The organism is Streptomyces sp. NPDC058371 (genome assembly GCF_042723265.1).
Taxonomy (GTDB): Bacteria; Actinomycetota; Actinomycetes; order Streptomycetales; family Streptomycetaceae; genus Streptomyces.
The window spans coordinates 343,686-362,388 of the sequence record NZ_JBHXJC010000008.1 but is presented as its reverse complement, the minus strand read 5'-3'; the positions used below and the strand labels follow the sequence as shown (position 1 = coordinate 362,388).

Sequence of the window (18,703 nt, the reverse complement as noted above, 5' to 3'; positions counted from 1 at the left end):
AGGGGTCCCCCCTTGGGGTAAACACCGAGGGGGATTTTTTCTGGGGGGAGGGAGGAGAGCAAGGAAATGGTCGGTACCCCCCCTTTTCCCCCCACCCCCGTTGCCGTACGTGTGTCAGGGGCGGTTGAGGGCGTGGCTGAGGATGTCGATAGCGTCGCGTTGGAGATGGAGCCGGACGTGCGCGTAGACGGTGGCTGTGACGCCGATGTGGGCGTGGCCGAGGAGTTCCTTGATCACCACCAGCTCAACCCCCTGCTCCAGGAGCAAGGTGGCGGTTGAGTGCCGGAGGTCGTGGAAACGGATGCGGCGGACGCCGGCCTTGCGGAGGAGCATGGTGAAGGGGCGCGTGAGGTTGGCCGGGTCGATCGCGCGGCCCCGCGGCGTGGTGAACACGTACCCGTTCTGACGCCACTCGGTGCCTGCTGCCTCGCGCTCGCGCTGCTGCTGTTCGTGGCGCTGCTTCAGCGAATGGAGTCAGCGAGGCGGGAGAGCAGCGCGGCGCTCGGAGGCCCTGTCTTGGTGGACCTGATCGGTGGCGGCTCATACGGCGTCGGTGAGTTGGTCGACGGTGGCGTACAAGGGCGGGGCCTGGTGGGTGCTATCGGGGTCGTCGAGTCGGATGACGGCGTGGAAGTGGACCAGGCCGAGCTGCTGATACTTAGCTGACGGAGTCTTCGAGACGCTCCCGCTCCTTACGTGCTACGGCGCCTTGCCGGTACTCGCGCGTCATGACCGGCTCGTCACCCAGAACCTTCAGGACGTCGTCGACGAGCTTGCTGTAGATGTCTTCCGGGTGGGGAGCGCCGAGCCCTCCGGCCTTGCACTCGCCGCACCGCAGATACGCATACGCCCTGCCCTTGGGTGCCGTCTTGTGCACCGTCATGTTGGTACCGCAGTCGTCGCAGACCAGGACGCCGAGGAACTGGGTTGCGCCACCGAGGCTGCGGGCGGGCTCATCCTTCCTGCGTCGGTTCGGCACTTCCTGAAGGCTCTCGAACTCCCGATTTCGGCGATGCCGCCAACGATCGTGACCATGATCTTCCGGCAGGGGTCGTCAGATCGATGGAGCCGTTCTTCGAGATCAGGTTCTCTCCGTACCTGAGACACCAGTCGATCATGGTGCTGAGATCCGGGAGTCGCCGTATGAAGCGGTCGAGCTTCCAGAAGAGCAGTACGTCGAACTCCGGCACTCGGTTGTTGAGCCAGTCCCCGAACTCCTGTCGCTTCCAGAGCGGGACCTTAGTAGCCGACACGTTCAAGCCGCCGGCGACACCGACCACTCGGCACCCTCACTCCCTGGCGAGCATGCGCAGATCGAGCTCCTGCCGGACCGTTTACCTCGTGTTGCGAGTAAGGACAGATAGCCCCGCAGGCAGCAGGCCCTGCGGGGGTCGTCGGGCAAGAACGTCTCTGCTCTGTTCAGTTCCTTCAGAAGGCTAGATCCGCGGCTGTCCTCGCGCTCGCGACGGAGCCCTTCCCTGGTCGGCCGCCGCACCTGTCGTTGTTGTTCCCTCACGTCTATGACGGTAGGGCTGGTTTTGGAGGCGTTTCTATATGGCCGCAGATGGACACGTCCATCCAAATCGGCCCGACGGGCAAGAAGTTGCTGCCGCTGACGGTCAAGAAGGACGCTGCGACCAGCGGTCACACGCACTGACGTGAGTGAGGCGTTGGGGCGGATCGTGTAGGCCCTCGGGGACGGCGGCGAGGAAGAGGTGGCTGCTGTCCTGAGGGTGCTCGGTGCGCAGAGTGGGCGGCGGGTGGTCGTGCGGGAGGCGCCGAGAACGCCTCTGCCGCCGCCTGGAGGCTCTTCGACTGTTCACTCCGAGGTGGAATGGGTCTGAGTCCACGAAGCGCTGAACTTGGTCTTTGAGGCGCTGCGTGGCCGAACTTCGGCCTGGTCCATGTGCTCAGCCGGCAGTTCGGTCCTGCTGTTGCCATTCACGGGGCCAGTTCCCGGATGGCGGTGGGGGCCCAGTGACCCCCAGGTCGCGTCGGGCAGAGGTATAGAAGGCGTCGCGTTTCTGGCTGACTCGCTGTGAGTCGCGGGTCCATCCCTCCGCGTCTTGCCTCTGTTCTCGCACATGCAGCTCCAGGGTCCAGATTGCCTCGTGCCATGACCGCGCGGCTGCGACGGTCTCGGCGTCGCCGACGAGGAGTACCGACTCCCACCGCGTGGACCGGCGCGCTTCGGCGTCGGCGAGTAGGCGCAATCCTTCGATGGGCTCCAGCGGATCCACGACGTGGGCGTACCCCAGCGCAGCGCCGATACGTTGGGTGATCCAGATCTGTTCCTTGAGTGCATTGCCATACTGCGCGTACACGTCGAACTTCTTCTCGTGCCAGCGCTCGGCTTGTGTTCGCCGCCACCGTGCCCGCTCGGTCAGAGCCGTCGCGGTGTACGAGCCAGCCGCACCGACCGCCACGCTCAAGAGAGTGGCCAGCTGATCCAGAAACACTGCATCCCCCCGTGCAGTCGACGGTCTGTGAGCAGCATGGCCCATCGGATCATCCGTGCCCAGTGTCAGTGTTGCCTTGGCCGCAGATGGACACGTCCATCCAAATCGGCCCGACGGGCAAGAAGTTGCTGCCGCTGACGATCAACAAGCCGGCGGGGGTTGGGCACAGCCACTGAGGTGGCGAGGCGTTGATTCGTATCGCTGAGGCCCTGGCTGGTCTGCTGCGATGGAGGGGCGCGCCAGCCTGCATTGGTATCACCGGCGGTGGCCCGTGGAGGAAAGACCTTCTGCGGGCCGCACACTCACGCCACCGGCGGCATCTGCGCTGACCTGACGAAGACTGCGACGTCTGACTTCAAGGGCGCCTCGCCGTACCAGACCGCCTACACGTATCCAACCGTTGTGCTGCCGACCGCGAGTCAGGCGGCAGAGCCGGTTCGCGCGTCGTTCAGGTGACGTGGCTGCGCAGAACATCAGCCGTCCTGGGTCCCGTTTCGGTCATACGGCCCGCTGACGGCATGACTTGCCACGCCCGTCGCCACGATTACAGACATGGCGACTTCGGGGGCAAGTAGCAGTGTGCTTGGCGGACTTGGGCGGTGGTGGGGCGTCTTGGCCGGCGCTCTACTCATAGCCGCGTGGATCAATGGAGCTGCCGGACCTGTAGTGATCATCACCCTGTCCGCCGCTGTGCTCCTCTGGTCGTTCTTTCAAGCTCCGGTGACCTGCGGGGCTCCGGTCCGGGGGCGGGTCGACGGCTGCCGCAACAACGCGACCGGCATCCTCATGGGCTGCCATATCCATCAGCACCGGTGGCAGAAGCTCAAGATGCTGATCTTTCGGCGGCGAGTGCGCGAGTTCAGTTCTGGGCTGTTCTCGGACGGCAAAGCAGCCCTCGTCACGCTCGCAGCAGTAGGCAGCTTCGTCTCTGGGCTGGTTGCACTGATTCCTGGTGTCACTGTCCGGTGACCAAATGGGTCACATGACAGCACAGGCTCACCGGCCACCGCTATGCCCTGCTCGATCGGACGGCGCGGGCGCAAGGGTGATCACATAACGTCTGCGCCACACCGTGGTACGGCGATGGTCGAAGCGCGCCTGGACGAATCCGGCCCACAACGCGGAATCCCCTTCCCCCGCCCCTCCGGCAGGGTCATAATCCCCCCACCGGTCGGCCGATGTGCCGTTACCGGGAGGGGGCAATTCATTGGACCGCATCACGGGACCATCGCGATTAGTGGCGCTGATTTCAGCGGGCGTGCTTGTTATGGCTGTGGGCTGTGGGGCTCCAGTAAGTGATCGTCAGACGAAGGAGCCCACAGTAACGGCGGAAAGATCGGACAAGCCTTCGGGAGCGGAGGTGACTCGCACGCAGACCGGCACCGTGGTTCCCAGCCGTTCGACGAATACGGGAAAGCGCCCATCCGTCGGGGTGAGTTGGCCCGGGTTCGGCCCAACCCAGTCGGCCCCCCCCTCACCCTCGACTTCTACACCGTCGCCAAATAGTTCGACGCCAGCGGAGTCCGTTCTCCGCGCATCCTCCTCCGACTGGTACGTGAGTCTCGTATACAAAGAATGTGACAAGGTGACGGACTCCGGGGCACAGGGCGATCTGGCCGTTCTGCTGCAAGGCCTCAGAGCCGCCTGTCCCGCCGTGACTCCTGACGGCCGGCCCGGCTGGGGCGTCGCCGAGGATTCCTACAATGCACTCTCGTCCTCGGGGGGGATGCCGAACGCCGGCTGCTATGAGCGCAATGGGTACATGCTGCTCAGTGAATTGGTGAGACTGCACCGCGCCAATCCGAGCGCGAACCTCTACGTCGGATCCGGTACGGGTGGCGGCTATGCCGGCTGCTAGCACGTCCGTCCGATCGTTCCTTCTGCAAGCGGGGGCGGCCGTGGCGGCGCAGTTGTCGCTGCTGGCGGCACTGCTCTTCTACTTCGGTTGGAAAAGGAACCAAGCGTTCTCCGACTATCTCGGCTATGCCGAGAGCCAGCTCAATTCGTCGGTCCAGGGATACGTGCTGAGCAGTGTCCCCGCTCTGTTCGACCCCCTGTTGATCGCGGCCGCCCTGGGACTGATCTGGCGGATTGCCGATCCCGTGCTGGTACACCTTTTCGCGGGCAGGCCAAGGCTTCGTCGGTGGGCATGTCTGGGACTTTTGTCGACGGTGGCAGTTGCGCCTCTTTGCGCATGGACCCTTACCCGACTTTCGCCCGGTTGGTGGGAACTGGGGTTGCCTGCCTCACTCACCATCGGAGTCCTGCTGACTTGTTGGAGCGGTTCCCTTTGGTCGAGAACGGAAGGGAGTGGAGTAGACGAAGAACACGAAGAGGAAGACGGCGACCAGGAGGCTTCCGGATATCGATGGGTCACCTGGAGCATTTCGATGAGCACTTACGCCCTGGGGGTCATCGTCCTGTTGGTCTTCTGGACGGCTGGTACGTTCGCCCAAATCCAAGGGAGGGGTGCTGCCCAGAGTTTCGCCTCCAGTCTGGCCGGACGGACGAGCGTGACCGTGTTCAGCGACAAGGATCTTCGCTTGTACGGCGCTCCTGGCGTCCGGCCCACCGTGTTCGAATCGCCTGGGGCTTATCGCTATCGATACGAGGGACTGAAGCTTGTCGCCTACGCCGACGGGAAACTCTTCCTCGTGCCGAGTGGATGGACCTACGACCACCCCCTGGTCATCGTTCTGCCCGAGCAAGAAGGAATACGCGTGGAATACGTGTTTCCATGAATCGGCTACTGGCCCTTGGGGCGAGTTCTCGGATCCTCCTGGGGTTCGGCAGGGGACCCGCGCGAGACCGTGGATCTGACCGGTGCTCTACGGGGTGGTGTGGCCCAGTGCCAGCATTGATTTCCAGGATCTGTTTCGCTTGAAGGGCATCTCGAAGATCTGGGCGAACAGCCATGCTCCCAGCACCGAAGCGGGCAGTGCCAGAACGAGAGTGAACCAGAACGTGGGCAGGCCGGGCGATACGAACTTCGGGGCGATTCGCCTGATGACGGTCATGACGATCGGCAGATGGATGAGGTAGAGGCTGTAGGAGAAGTTGCCGAGACTGCGAATGGGCCGCGTGGTCAGGAGCCTGGTGAGAAAGGCGGGTCTTCCTGTGGAAATCGCGGCAAGCAGCATCGTCATGGCGGGCGCAATGGCGAGATCCACCCAAAAATAATGGTTCACCGTCCAGGCTGAACCCCTGATGGCGACGACAGCCAGGACCGGCAGGGCGGCCAAGGCGGCGAGCCAATGCCATGGCAGGCGTTGGATCCTGTGCGATGCAACGACAACTCCTGCGCCCACCAAGCCGGCAGCGAAAACAGGGGCGAGGTTCGGGGCGAGCCAGTTGTCGCCCTCCACCGGAGTCGCGTTTGCCGCCATCAGGCCGCGGGCGACCGCCAGGAGTGTCACGCCCGCAACCAGCACCAGGGCACCCAGGCGCCGCCGGGCAAAGAGGAGGAAGGGAAAGGCGAGATAGAGCTCTGCTTCCACGCCGATCGACCAGAATGCGCCGTTCGGTGTCGGTGCGGTGAACAGGTCTTGGGAAACGAGGCCGTACACCAGAATTGACTTGACGGTGGGTGGTCCGAAGTGTGAAGCCGGTACCACGCATCGAGCAATGATCAAGCTCAGCGCGAGCGCCGCCCAGTATGGAGGCAGGATGCGCCAGGCGCGTCGGCGCAGGAAGCGAACAGCGCTGCCCAGCTGCCAGCCGTTACGCGCCGGAGAGATGGCCAGGGAGAAACCGGAAAGCACCAGAAAGAAGACAACGGCGAGGCGGCCGAACGTCAGCCCGTCCAGCCACCATGGGGCCGAGCTGTTGGGGTATCCCGGGAATGTGTAAAGCCAGCAGTGAAACAGGGCTACGTAGAGTGCGGCCAGGCCGCGGAGGCCGTCAAGGCCCGGCACTTGCTGTCCTGCGTGTAACTCGCGTGCCACGCCCCCTTTCCCTGCCGGGGCGGGTAAGTCGAGAGTGGTGATGACGGTAGGACTCGAATTCACTGAGATCGTCCGGACCTTTCTCTGGGCGCCGTGCCTGCGACACGTGGCCCACGCCTCGGCGATCGCTGCCCGGCGCCACCTGGAGCAGCCGCGCACACGCCAATCCCTGCGTTCCCTGGTAGTGCACCGGCGATCCGGTGCCCACTCACAGTGACTGATACGTTGCGTTTGGCCACGCCGTTCAAGGGTGAACGCCGACGCGATGCTGCGAAGGGCGAGCACGCCGGGCGTCGGCGGCACCGATCAACTCACTTGGGGCGAGGCCCTGTTCGGCACCTGAGACGTAGATGCGCGGATGGAGTTCCTGTCGGCCTGGCGGCGGCGTGTCGTCGCTTTACCACTGGCGGTGAACCAGTCGGCGGGCATCGGCCGCGGTCAATGATCGGTACCCTCCATGATCGAGAGACTGACCAGCTGCTTTTCACATAGGTGGTAAACGTGGGACGGGCAAGGGCGGTTGTGCCGGTTGCGCTGCTCGTTCTGACGGGGTGCAGCAGTGCGGCAGCGACCAAGGATCATGCGGCGGCGACGAAAGGCCCTGCATCGGCGAAGCCTTCGGCGGTCCGAGGTGTGCCGGCCGGGGGCGCTTCCCGCAGTGCTTCCGGGGGCGAAGAGCCGCTCGCCTCGCCGCAACTCCCGGATGCGCAGAGGACCTTCGTCTCGTCGGGCGCACAGGCCGGGTCCCGCAGGTTCTCGGACATCCCCAGGATTGAACCGGGAACTCTGGAGGTCGCGGTGATCTGCTCGGGCTCCGGCACCGTCGATGTCAATGTCGGCTCTTTCGTGAGCTACACCGTCGAATGCCGGAACGGCGACCCGGGGCAGTACAACGAGGTCGCTCTCAGGGAGGGGCACAAGAAGGTGGCCCTCTCGGTCACTTCCAGAACCACTGGCTCCTGGGGCCTCTCGGTGGGATGGGCAAACGCCGTCCGGCCGGACCACTCAACTCACTTGGGCTGAGGGCCCGTACGGTCTTCAGTCGCCTCCGCGTCGTCGAGTCCGGGCGAACGCTCACTCCCGTAGCCGGCTCCCGGGAGGACACGACTTGGCGTCGGCGGTTCGGGGCGTGCATCCGAAGGGGGCGGCGGGGCGTCTACCTCGGTATGGATCTGGAGAAGCGGTCTGAGGGGCAGCCGGTCGAGCGGGGGGCTCCGCAGGCCGAGGGGTGCCTCGCCGTCGCGATTCGCGTGCCGGTGCGCATCGTGGTGCTCGTGCTGGTGGTGCCGGTGCGGATGGTGTGGGACGCGCTGGTCGTCGGGGGACGGTTCCTGCGGGACACCGTGCTGCGTCCGGTGGGGCGGGCGCTGGCGTGGGTGGCGTGGGCGGTGTTCGTCTGGCCGTTGCTGATGGTGTGGCGGTACGTCGTCGTGCCGGTGGGCAAGGCGCTCGGGTGGCTCGGGCACGTACTGCTCGTCGTACCCCTGGTGTGGCTGTACCGGCGGGTGCTGACGCCCCTCGGGCACGCGATCGCCTGGCTGGCGCGGGGGATCGGCGCCGGCCTCGCCTGGATCTTCGCCGGTATCGGTCTCGGGCTCGCCTGGCTGTACACGCGGCTGCTCACACCTCTCGGGCACGGGATCGCCTGGCTGGTCCGGGGAATCGGGACGGTGCTCGCGGCCGTCGGGCTCGGGGTCTACTCGGCCGTCGCCTGGCTGGGGCGGTATCTGATCGTCGTACCGGCGAGGTGGCTGTACACCTGGGTGCTCGCGCCCGTGGGCCGGGGGATCGCCTGGGCCGCCCGGGGGATCGCCCGGCTCGTGGAACTGTTCTTCACCGGCATCGGCGTCGCGCTCTACTGGACGCTCCGCATCCTGTTCGTGCTGCCCGCGCTCGCCCTGTGGCGCTGGGTCCTCGTGCCCGTGGGCCGGGTCCTCGCCGTTATCGGCCGGGAGATCGGCGACGCCCTCGGGCACGCCTGGCGCATCGCCGGGTACATCTCGCTGACCGTCGGACGGTTCCTCGGGCGACTCTTCCGGTGGATCTTCGTGGAGCCGGTGCGCTGGGCGTACCGGACGGTGCTCACGCCGGTCGGGCACGTGATCCGGGACGCGGTCCTGAAGCCCGCGGCGGAGGCCGCGCGCAGTGTGGGAAGGGTGACGCGGCAGGCGATGGGCGCGGCCCGGGAATCCGCCCGGCAGGCCCGCGCGGACTTCCGCCGGATGCTCTTCGGCGCCCGCCCGGAACCCCGCTTGGAATCTCGCCCGGAACCCCCCTCGGAATCCGGGCCGGAATCCCGCCGGGAACCTCGCCCTGTCGCCCGGCGGGAACCAGGAAGCGGTGAGACACGTACTCTAGGTAGTAGTACGACCGCTCTCACGAAGGACTGAACGACACTGGGCAAGCGACAGCCCGAAGGCCCGCCGCCCGCACCCGCGGTGCAGCGCATCCGACTGCGCTACACCAAGCGCGGCCGCCTCCGGTTCACCAGCCACCGTGACTTCCAGCGTGCTCTCGAGCGTGCGTTGCGCCGTGCCGAGGTGCCGATGGCGTACTCGGCGGGGTTCACGCCACACCCGAAGGTGTCGTACGCCAATGCCGCACCCACCGGCACGGGCAGTGAGGCGGAGTACCTGGAGATCGCGCTCACCGAAGCGCGTGACCCGGACAAGCTGCGTGAGCTCCTCGATGAGTCGCTGCCCGCCGGGCTCGACATCATCGAGGCGGTGGAGGCCCGTACCTCGGGACTCGCCGACCGGCTCACCGCATCCGTGTGGGAGCTGCGCCTCGACGGCGTGGACCCGGCGGAGGCGGAACGCGCCGCGCTGGCCTTCATGACGGCCGACACCGTCGAGGTCCAGCGCAGGACCAAGAACGGCATGCGGACGTTCGACGCCCGCTCCGCCGTCGCAAGCCTTGAGACGCTCGATCCACAGGCTGATATGCCGACCGACCAGGCCTGTGCGATACTGCGCCTGGTTGTTCGGCACGTGACGCCTGCCGTACGACCCGACGACGTCCTGTCCGGTCTCCGCGCCGTGGCCGACCTGGCGCCGCCGGTCACCGCAGCGGTGACCAGGCTGGCGCAGGGGCTGTTCGATGAAGAGACAGGCACGGTGACCGACCCGCTCGCGCCCGACCGCGAGGCAGCGGCGACCCCAGCTGTTTTCCCAGGGGACGCTCCCACTGCCGCCGCGAAGGCGCCGGTGCCGGAAGGTCCCGCGTAAGGACGCACGCCGTAGCGCCGCCCTCGTACTCGGGAGCCACCTGGGTCGGGCAGCGCACCCACCAGAAGACTTTCGCCAGGCCGTACGCACACATGGCGTACGGAACCGGCGAGACAGGACACAGAGAGCTCCCGTGCGGCGCCCGCGCCCCGGACGGCGGCACCGCGCATCGCGCGAGCCGCGGACGTCACCGGCACTGCCGGACCAGGCGCGGCGCCCGGGAGCCTGACGGGAGATCCACCCGCATGCTCGAGCCGACCGAACCCACTGAGCCGTCCACGGGCTCCGACACCAACGACACCCCCAGCGACACCCTGCCGCCGCGGCGCCGCCGCCGCGCCGCGTCGCGTCCTGCGGGGCCCCCGACCGCCGCCTCCGAGGCCGCGGCCGAGACCACCGCGCCGGCCATACCGGCCGTGGCGTCCGCCGACCTCGTCGCGGACGAGAACATCACCGACCAGTCCGTGACGGATGAGGCGGACGAGACGGACGAGGCGCTTGCTGCTTCGGACGTCACGGAGTCCGCGGAGCCGGCCGAGGACGCCGCTCCGCGCCGGGCCCGCCGTCGTGCCACTCGGCGCGTGTCCGCGCCCGCCGGTGCTCCCGAGGGCGCCGTCGGCGAGCCGGAGACCGTCGTGGCCGCCGTCGCCGCGGAGCCCGCGGCCGCCCTGGCCACCGAGTCCGCCGCCGAGCCCGTCGAGGCCACCGACGCCGAGGACGGTGCCCCGCGCCGCGGCCGGCGTCGTGCCACTCGGCGCGTGTCCGCGCCCGAGGCCGCGACGGCCCCCGCCGAGGCGGCCGAGATCGTGGCAGCGCCCGCGAGCGCCCCGACCGACACGGTCACTGACACCCCGGCTCCCGTCGAGGAAGCCGCCCCCGCCCGTCGTACGCGTCGTCGTGCGTCCGCGCCCGCCGGTGCGGCCAAGGCCGTCGAGACGGTCGTCGAGGCCCCCGCGCCCGTGGCTGCCGAGGAGACGGCCCCCGCCGACGAGCCGGCCGAAGAGCCGGCGGAGTCGGCCGAGGAAGCCGCCCCCCGCCGTAGCCGCCGTCGTGCCACTCGGCGCGGGTCCGCTCCCGAGGGTGCCGCCGACGAGCGTGTGGAGGCGCCCGTGACCAGCGAGAGCCGGCCTGCCGAGCCCGTCGAGGCGCCCGCCGCCGTATCGGAGGAGCCGGCCGAGGCCGATCAGACCGAGGAGGACGGCGGACCGCGTCGTGGCCGCCGCCGCGCCACCCGCAAGGCCGCCGCCGGATTCTCCGCGCCGGCCCCCAGGAAGTCCGAGGGCGAGTCCGGGCGGCGTCCCGCGCGCCCCGCCGTGGCCGTCTTCCAGGCCCCCGTCTTCACCGAGCCGATGTTCCAGACGCCGGAGCGGGCCGCTGCCGCGGCTGCCGCCGAGGCGGCGGACGAGCCGGCACCGGAGCCGGAGCAGATCGAGGAGCCCACGCCCGTGGAGGCCGCCGAGGTCGCCGAGGAGGCGACCGGAGGGCGTCGTCGCCGGCGTCGGCGGGCCGCCGAGGCCGAGCCCGCGGCGGAGACCCCGCAGGCCGCACCCGAGTCCCGGCCCGAGCCCGAGGAGAGCGTCGACGAGGACGAGTCCGCGGAGGACGCCGCCGAGGGTGACGACTCCGAGGACACCGGCTCCCGTCGTCGGCGCCGCCGCGGTGGCCGCCGTCGTCGCCGTGGTGACGCGGGCGACTCCGACCTCGACGGGGGCGAGGACGAGCTCTCCGCCGAGCAGGCCGCGCAGGACGCCGAGGACACCGCCGAGCAGGTCGAGGAGGACGCCGAGGAGGCGGACGAGCGCGACGAGCAGGGTGGTTCCAGCAGCAGCCGTCGCCGTCGGCGCCGTCGGCGTCGCGCCGGTGACTCCGGCCCCGAGGGCGAGCCGGGCGACGGCGACCCCGAGCGCACGGTCGTGAAGGTCCGCGAGCCCCGCAAGAAGGACGAGCACCCGAGCGACGAGGTGCAGTCCATCAAGGGCTCGACGCGTCTCGAGGCCAAGAAGCAGCGCCGTCGTGAAGGGCGTGAGCAGGGCCGCCGTCGCGTCCCGATCATCACCGAGGCCGAGTTCCTGGCCCGCCGTGAGGCCGTCGAGCGCGTGATGGTCGTCCGCCAGAGCGGCGAGCGCACCCAGATCGGCGTCCTGGAAGACAACGTGCTCGTCGAGCACTACGTCAACAAGGAGCAGGCGACCTCGTACGTCGGCAACGTCTACCTGGGCAAGGTCCAGAACGTGCTGCCGTCCATGGAGGCCGCGTTCATCGACATTGGCAAGGGCCGCAACGCCGTCCTGTACGCCGGTGAGGTCAACTTCGAAGCGCTGGGCATGGCCAACGGGCCGCGCCGCATCGAATCCGCCCTGAAGTCCGGCCAGTCGGTCCTCGTGCAGGTCACGAAGGACCCGATCGGTCACAAGGGCGCCCGCCTCACCAGCCAGGTCTCGCTGCCCGGCCGCTACCTGGTCTACGTGCCCGAGGGCTCGATGACCGGCATCAGCCGCAAGCTCCCCGACACCGAGCGCGCACGGCTGAAGACCATCCTCAAGAAGATCGTCCCCGACGACGCGGGCGTCATCGTGCGCACCGCCGCCGAGGGTGCGAGCGAGGACGAGCTGCGCCGTGACGTCGAGCGGCTGCAGGGGCAGTGGGAGGACATCCAGAAGAAGGCGAAGAGCGGCGGCAGTTCGAACGCGCCCACGCTGCTCTACGGCGAGCCGGACATGACCGTCCGGGTCGTCCGCGACATCTTCAACGAGGACTTCACCAAGGTCATCGTCAGCGGTGACGAGGCCTGGGAGACCATCCACGGTTACGTGGCCCACGTGGCGCCCGACCTGAGCGACCGTCTCTCGAAGTGGACCTCCGAGGTCGACGTCTTCGCGACGTACCGGATCGACGAGCAGCTGATGAAGGCGCTGGACCGGAAGGTCTGGCTGCCCAGCGGCGGGTCGCTGGTGATCGACAAGACCGAGGCCATGGTCGTGATCGACGTCAACACCGGCAAGTTCACCGGCCAGGGCGGCAACCTCGAAGAGACCGTGACCAGGAACAACCTGGAGGCGGCCGAGGAGATCGTGCGTCAGCTGCGGCTGCGCGACCTGGGCGGCATCGTCGTCATCGACTTCATCGACATGGTCCTGGAGTCCAACCGGGACCTGGTGCTGCGGCGCCTGCTCGAGTGTCTCGGGCGCGACCGTACGAAGCACCAGGTGGCGGAGGTGACCTCGCTGGGCCTCGTGCAGATGACGCGCAAGCGCGTCGGCCAGGGCCTGTTGGAGTCCTTCTCCGAGACCTGCGTCCACTGCAACGGCCGCGGTGTCATCGTGCACATGGAGCAGCCGACCTCCACCGGGGGCGGCGGCAAGCGCAAGAAGCGCGGCCGTGGCGGTGACGGACACGTCCACGAGCACGAGGCCGCCGAGATGGTGGAGCCGGACATCGAGAGCGAGGCCGAGGTGGCTGCCGAGGCCGCCGCACCGGCCGCGCTGCCCGCGCCGGAGTTCACCCCGGACGAGGAGCTGTACGGCAGTGCCGCCGAGGCGGAGGCCGCCGCGTCCCGGGGCGGCCGTTCGCGGCGCCGGGCGACCCGGCGTGCGTCGGCTCCGGCAGGTACGCCGCGGGCCGAGGAGAGGGCTCCCCGCTCGCGTGGCGAGGAGCGCGCTCCGAAGTCCCGTGAGGCCGCCGAGGCGGAGCCCATGGCCGTCGAGGACCCGGTCGTCGAGGCGCCCGAGGCCGCGGCTCCGGTGCAGGAGGCCCCCGCGGCCCCCGTACAGGAGGAGGCCGCTCCGCAGGGCCGTACCCGCCGTCGCGCCACGCGCAAGGTGTCGGCCCCGGCCGGTTCGCCCAAGGCGGCCGACGAGGCCGGAGCGGTGACCGTCGCGGCGTCCGCGCCGGAGGCGGCCGAGCCGAAGCCGGAGCCCGTCGCCGAGCCGGCCCCTGAGTCCGTCACCGGTTCGCCGGCCGGCGAGCAGGCCGAGACGCCCGCCGAGAGCGCCGCTCCGGCCCGTCAGCGGCGTCGTGCGGTCCGCAAGGCGACCGCGCCCACCGCGTCCGAGGAGGCGGCCGTCACGGTCGTCCCGTCGGCTGCGACGGAGGCGTCCGCGCCGGAGGCCGCCGAGGCGTCCGCACCGGCCGGGGACACCGCCGAGGGCGAGGAGTCGGCACCGGCGAAGAAGACGGCCCGTAAGACGGCCAAGAAGGCGACCGCGAAGAAGGCCGCCACCAAGAAGACCGCGGCCAAGAAGACGGCCGCCAAGAAGACGACGGCCAAGAAGGCGGCGACCACCAAGACGGCCGCCAAGTCGACGTCGAAGAAGACCGCGGCGGCGGAGCAGACCCTGCCCACCGTCACGGCCTCCACCGACGAGGGCTGAGTCGACCGGGGCCAGCGCCCCGACCCGGCACCCCCCTTCCGGCGGCTGACCAGCCACCGGAAGGGGGGTGTTCATTTGTGTGCGCGGCGCGAGCGGTCGTGGGGGTTCCTGGGGCGGGAAGCGGTGAACAGGACGCCGGTTCACCGGTGATCCACGGAGCGGCTCGGGGTGCTTCCCTGCGGTCCGGAGCGGCTCAGGGGCGCTTCGGGCGGATCTCTTTGTGCCGTCATGATCCGTTTCATGGGCACCTGTGTCCCCCCAACCAGCCCCCGCCTCTTGGAACACGATCAGCTACATGTAAAACTCATGCAGTCACACGTAAGAACACGCGGGCCGCGTTGGGGAGAACGCCGGCTCGTGTCAGGGGAGGGGATTTTCATGGCGCGCGTGCGCCTGACGGGCACGGGGCGACACCGCGCTGTGAAGCCGGTCAAGGGAGGACGCCAGGCTGTCGCGCTGGCGACGGTGCTGTCCGCGGCGGGAGTGCAGGCGGTGACGGCCGCGGGCACCGCGGATGCCGTGGGCAACCCGACCTGGACCGAGGGGCCGATCTTCAACGACCCGCTGGGGACCACGGATCAGCAGTACGCGATCCGCACCCGGCTGGTCGAACTGGCCAATGCCGCACTGCCCGGTTCGACCATCAAGGTCGCGGTCTACCACGTCTGGGAGACGACGGTCGTCAACGCGCTCGTCGACGCCAAGAACCGCGGGGTCAACGTCCAGATCCTGCTCGACGAGTCGAGCGTGAGCGACCGCCCGACCAACACGTCGTACAGCACGCTGGCCACCGCGCTGGGCACGGACCGTACGAAGGGCTCGTACGTCAGCACCTGCCCGGCGAACAAGTCGTGCCTCGGTGACCCGAAGTTCGGGCAGTCGATCATGCACAACAAGTTCTGGCTGTTCTCCGCGGTGCAGGGCGCCACGAACGTGGTCGTCGAGACGACGTCGAACTCGACGCCGTCCGCGCACACGCGCTTCTTCAACGACGCGCTGCTGCTGCCGAACAACCCGACGATGTACGACGCGTACTCGGACTACTTCGACACGATGGTCGCCAAGGACTGGGCGTCCTGGAACTACCGGACGGTCAGCAACGGCCTGTACAAGGCGTACTTCTTCCCGCGGGACGGCAACACCCGGGACACCGACACCGTCTACTCGGTGCTCAACAACGTCCAGTGCACGTACAAGGACACCGCGGGCGTCACGCAGAAGACCAAGGTACGCGTCGCGATCTTCAAGCTGACCCGGATGGCGATCGCCGAGAAGCTGGTCTCGCTGCAGAAGGCGGGCTGCTCGGTGAGCATCGTGTACGCCGAGACGGACAGCGCCAAGAGCTCCGGCGGCACCAAGGGCACCTGGGAGAAGCTGCACACCACCGGCGGCCCCTCGGTGCGCTGCTACAACGACGACCGGGACCCGCTGAACCCCGGCCAGAAGCTGGCGACGCCGTTCATCATCCACTCCAAGTACATCCTGATCGACGGCATGTACGACGGCGTGCAGAACAAGGTCAGCTTCACCGGCTCCGGGAACTACACCGGGCCCGCACTGCGCGAGAACGACGAGTCGATCGTGAAGGTCGACGACGACGCCGTGCACGACATGTACAAGGTCCATTTCGACCGCGTGACCAAGGTGGCGTACCCCGGCACCAAGGACACCACCGACCTGTGCAAGGGCGTGAAGCCGCTCCCGGACGACGGTGAGAAGCCGACGACGTGACGGTCGGCACAGTCACGGGGCCCGGCCCGGTTTGACCCCTTCGGCCGCGGCCCCGTAACCTGGACCGTCGGCGTGTCCTTTGAAACGCCGCATCCCCGTAAACCCTTTTCCTCCCGGCGTTCCGCGCCAGGGAGAGGCCGCTCGCGCGGCTGGACTGCGGGGGTTCCGTTCCGAGCGAGAGAGAGATCCGCGTGTACGCCATCGTGCGCAGCGGTGGTCGCCAGCACAAGGTTGCTGTCGGCGACATCGTTGAGGTTGACAAGATTTCCACTGCCAAGGTTGGCGACACGGTCGAGCTCTCGACCCTGCTCGTTGTCGACGGCGACGCCGTGACCAGCGACCCGTGGGTGCTTGCCGGGATCAAGGTCCAGGCCGAGATCGTGGATCACCACAAGGGCGTCAAGATCGACATCCTTCGCTACAAGAACAAGACCGGTTACCGCCGTCGTCAGGGCCACCGCCAGCAGTACACGGCGATCAAGGTCACTGAGATCCCCGCGGCTGCGAAGTAAGGGACTGAGGAGAGATGGCACACAAGAAGGGCGCATCGTCCACTCGGAACGGTCGCGACTCCAATGCTCAGCGGCTCGGCGTGAAGCGCTTCGGCGGTCAGGTCGTCAACGCCGGTGAGATCCTGGTCCGCCAGCGCGGCACCCACTTCCACCCCGGTACGGGCGTCGGTCGTGGCAAGGACGACACGCTGTTCGCGCTCGACGCCGGTGCGGTGGAGTTCGGTACCCACCGCGGCCGCAAGGTCGTGAAGATCGTCCCGGTCGCCTGACCGGTTCTTTCGCGAGGCGGACCTCACTTCCCTCACGGGAAGTGGGTCCGCCTTTCGCGTGTTGTTCTTGGATGTGGTGCGGGAGACATTCCGTACGCAACCGAACTGATCGAAGTAATCGAAGTGCTGGAGGCACCCCACCATGACCACCTTCGTGGACCGCGTCGAGCTGCATGTCGCCGCGGGTAGCGGAGGCCACGGCTGTGCCTCCGTACACCGGGAGAAGTTCAAGCCGCTCGGCGGCCCGGACGGCGGCAACGGCGGCCGTGGCGGTGACGTGATCCTGGTCGTCGACCAGTCCGTCACCACGCTGCTCGACTACCACCACTCCCCGCACCGCAAGGCGACCAGCGGCAAGCCCGGCGAGGGCGGCAACCGGTCCGGCAAGGACGGGCAGGACCTGATCCTGCCGGTGCCGGACGGCACAGTGATTCAGGACAAGGCGGGCAACGTCCTCGCGGACCTGGTCGGCCAGGGCACGTCGTACGTCGCCGCACAGGGCGGCCGTGGCGGCCTCGGCAACGCTGCGCTGTCCTCGGCGCGCCGCAAGGCCCCCGGTTTCGCGCTCCTCGGTGTCCCCGGAGACCTCCAGGACATCGTCCTGGAGCTGAAGACGGTCGCCGACGTGGCCCTGGTGGGCTACCCGAGCGCGGGCAAGTCCTCGCTGATCTCGGTGCTGAGCGCCGCCAAGCCGAAGATCGCGGACTACCCCTTCACGACCCTCGTCCCGAACCTGGGCGTGGTGACGGCGGGCGAGACCGTCTACACCATCGCGGACGTCCCCGGGCTCATCCCCGGCGCGAGCCAGGGCAAGGGCCTCGGTCTGGAGTTCCTCCGCCACGTGGAGCGCTGCTCCGTGCTCGTCCATGTGCTGGACACGGCGACCCTGGAGTCCGAGCGTGACCCGATCTCCGACCTCGACATCATCGAGGAGGAGCTGACGCAGTACGGCGGCCTCGACAACCGTCCGCGTCTCGTCGTCCTCAACAAGATCGACGTGCCCGACGGCAAGGACCTGGCCGAGATGGTCCGCCCCGACCTGGAGGCCCGCGGCTATCGGGTCTTCGAGGTCTCGGCGGTGGCCCACACGGGCCTCAAGGAGCTCTCCTTCGCCCTCGCCGACCTGGTCGGCCAGTTCCGCGCGGCCAAGCCCACGGAGGAGGCGACCCGTATCGTCATCCGCCCGAAGGCGGTCGACGACACCGGGTTCACCGTGGCCCAGGAGGAGGACGGTCTCTTCCGCGTCCGTGGCGAGAAGCCCGAACGCTGGGTCCGCCAGACCGACTTCAGCAACGACGAAGCCGTCGGCTACCTCGCCGACCGCCTCAGCCGTCTCGGCGTCGAGACGGAGCTGATGAAGGCGGGCGCCCGCTCGGGCGACGGCGTCGCCATCGGCCCCGAGGACAACGCGGTCGTCTTCGACTGGGAGCCCACGGTCATGGCCGGCGCGGAGATGCTCGGCCGCCGCGGCGAGGACCACCGCCTCGACGCGCCGCGTCCCGCCACCCAGCGCCGCCGTGACAAGCAGGCGGAGCGGGACGAGGCGGAGAAGGAGTACGACGACTTCGAGCCGTTCTAGCCTGAACGGCGCGGGTTCGCGTCGACGTCGAGAACGCCCTGGTCCCGGTTTCGGGGGCCGGGGCGTTCTCGCGTGGGGCGGGCAGCCGGCAGGGGGGCGGCAACTCGCCGGAGACCGGGGCGCGTTCGTGGCGTGGCGATCTACGATTCCTGCGAGCCTCCGCCCCTGGCGCAGTGAACTCCGCGGAGCTCATCACCGAGGGACGAGGGACGAGGGAATGCCATGAGCGACCGGAGTGTGCGGACCGTCGAGGTGCCGGTGGGGGACGGCAGCGGCGAGGTCGTGCGGGTGCAGATCCGCGAGGTGGACGAGTCGCTGGTCAGGGTCGGCCGCGGGGGACGTGCCGTGGCCCGGGCCGAGCGGTCGCTCGGCGAGATGCTGGACACCGTACGGCCCGTGGCGGACAGCTTCGTCGGGCGGTTCAGGGGACTCGCCCACGCACCCGACCAGATGACGCTGGAGTTCGGGGTGTCACTGTCGGCGGAGGCCGACGTGGTCATCGCCAGTACCGCGACCCAGGCCAACTTCTCCGTGAGTCTGACCTGGAACAGGAGTGACCCGAGAGGCTCGACTGGGGATAATCCGCAGGTGAGTTGAGCCGAACGGGGGCGC

At 68.6% G+C, this 18,703-nt stretch carries 16 protein-coding genes and 1 pseudogene; 11 read left to right on the top strand and 6 right to left on the bottom strand.

Annotated features, from left to right (window positions below; translation table 11 throughout):
* Window positions 1–114: 114 nt before the first annotated feature.
* The 5 genes and pseudogenes from ACFWM2_RS24640 to ACFWM2_RS24620 all read right to left on the bottom strand — a co-directional run.
* A pseudogene (locus ACFWM2_RS24640) lies at window positions 115–513 on the bottom strand (tyrosine-type recombinase/integrase); the annotation flags it as partial.
* A 27-nt stretch (window positions 514–540) separates the two neighbouring features.
* The gene (locus ACFWM2_RS24635) at window positions 541–621 is read right to left on the bottom strand and encodes a hypothetical protein (protein WP_383283757.1); all 81 of its coding nucleotides are present in this window, start codon (window positions 619–621) and stop codon (window positions 541–543) included.
* Between the two features lie 37 nt (window positions 622–658).
* On the bottom strand, window positions 659–979 hold the full coding sequence (locus ACFWM2_RS24630) for a zinc ribbon domain-containing protein (RefSeq protein ID WP_383283719.1): 321 nt from the start codon (window positions 977–979) through the stop codon (window positions 659–661).
* A complete protein-coding gene (locus ACFWM2_RS24625; RefSeq protein ID WP_383283717.1) occupies window positions 954–1,280 on the bottom strand; it encodes a recombinase family protein in 327 nt (108 codons plus the stop codon). The genes ACFWM2_RS24630 and ACFWM2_RS24625 overlap by 26 nt, the downstream gene beginning before the upstream one ends.
* 630 nt (window positions 1,281–1,910) lie before the next feature.
* On the bottom strand, window positions 1,911–2,459 hold the full coding sequence (locus ACFWM2_RS24620; RefSeq protein ID WP_383283715.1) for a hypothetical protein: 549 nt from the start codon (window positions 2,457–2,459) through the stop codon (window positions 1,911–1,913).
* 666 nt (window positions 2,460–3,125) lie between these two features.
* Between ACFWM2_RS24620 and ACFWM2_RS24615 the strand changes: the two genes are divergently transcribed.
* Both ACFWM2_RS24615 and ACFWM2_RS24610 read left to right on the top strand, forming a co-directional pair.
* Window positions 3,126–3,428 (top strand): hypothetical protein, encoded by a 303-nt coding sequence (locus ACFWM2_RS24615; RefSeq protein WP_383283712.1) that lies wholly within the window; start codon window positions 3,126–3,128, stop codon window positions 3,426–3,428.
* A gap of 929 nt (window positions 3,429–4,357) precedes the next feature.
* Complete coding sequence (locus tag ACFWM2_RS24610) at window positions 4,358–5,200, top strand: hypothetical protein (protein WP_383283710.1); 843 nt, start codon at window positions 4,358–4,360, stop codon at window positions 5,198–5,200.
* Between the two features lie 87 nt (window positions 5,201–5,287).
* Here ACFWM2_RS24610 and ACFWM2_RS24605 read toward each other — a convergent pair whose 3' ends face one another.
* Entirely contained in the window at window positions 5,288–6,403 is a 1,116-nt protein-coding gene (locus ACFWM2_RS24605) for an acyltransferase family protein (protein WP_383283708.1), read from the bottom strand.
* 501 nt (window positions 6,404–6,904) lie between these two features.
* Between ACFWM2_RS24605 and ACFWM2_RS24600 the strand changes: the two genes are divergently transcribed.
* The 9 genes from ACFWM2_RS24600 to ACFWM2_RS24560 all read left to right on the top strand — a co-directional run bounded on the left by ACFWM2_RS24600 (window position 6,905) and on the right by ACFWM2_RS24560 (window position 18,688).
* A complete protein-coding gene (locus ACFWM2_RS24600; protein WP_383283706.1) occupies window positions 6,905–7,426 on the top strand; it encodes a hypothetical protein in 522 nt (173 codons plus the stop codon).
* Window positions 7,427–7,569: 143 nt separating this feature from the next.
* Window positions 7,570–8,793, top strand: a complete 1,224-nt coding sequence (locus ACFWM2_RS24595; RefSeq protein ID WP_383283704.1) for a hypothetical protein — start codon at window positions 7,570–7,572, stop codon at window positions 8,791–8,793.
* Window positions 8,794–8,841: 48 nt separating this feature from the next.
* A complete protein-coding gene (locus ACFWM2_RS24590; protein ID WP_383283702.1) occupies window positions 8,842–9,630 on the top strand; it encodes a TIGR03936 family radical SAM-associated protein in 789 nt (262 codons plus the stop codon).
* A 245-nt stretch (window positions 9,631–9,875) separates the two neighbouring features.
* On the top strand, window positions 9,876–14,000 hold the full coding sequence (locus tag ACFWM2_RS24585; RefSeq protein WP_383283699.1) for an Rne/Rng family ribonuclease: 4,125 nt from the start codon (window positions 9,876–9,878) through the stop codon (window positions 13,998–14,000).
* 378 nt (window positions 14,001–14,378) lie between these two features.
* On the top strand, window positions 14,379–15,731 hold the full coding sequence (locus tag ACFWM2_RS24580) for a phospholipase D-like domain-containing protein (protein WP_383283697.1): 1,353 nt from the start codon (window positions 14,379–14,381) through the stop codon (window positions 15,729–15,731).
* Window positions 15,732–15,922: 191 nt separating this feature from the next.
* Complete coding sequence (rplU, locus tag ACFWM2_RS24575) at window positions 15,923–16,243, top strand: 50S ribosomal protein L21 (RefSeq protein ID WP_006374708.1); 321 nt, start codon at window positions 15,923–15,925, stop codon at window positions 16,241–16,243.
* Window positions 16,244–16,257: 14 nt separating this feature from the next.
* Window positions 16,258–16,512: a 50S ribosomal protein L27 gene (rpmA, locus tag ACFWM2_RS24570; protein WP_383283694.1), complete on the top strand. Its 255-nt coding sequence runs from the start codon at window positions 16,258–16,260 to the stop codon at window positions 16,510–16,512.
* A gap of 142 nt (window positions 16,513–16,654) precedes the next feature.
* Window positions 16,655–18,091, top strand: a complete 1,437-nt coding sequence (gene obgE / locus ACFWM2_RS24565; RefSeq protein ID WP_383283692.1) for a GTPase ObgE — start codon at window positions 16,655–16,657, stop codon at window positions 18,089–18,091.
* Between the two features lie 222 nt (window positions 18,092–18,313).
* Window positions 18,314–18,688: a CU044_2847 family protein gene (locus ACFWM2_RS24560; RefSeq protein WP_383283690.1), complete on the top strand. Its 375-nt coding sequence runs from the start codon at window positions 18,314–18,316 to the stop codon at window positions 18,686–18,688.
* Window positions 18,689–18,703 lie beyond the last annotated feature (15 nt).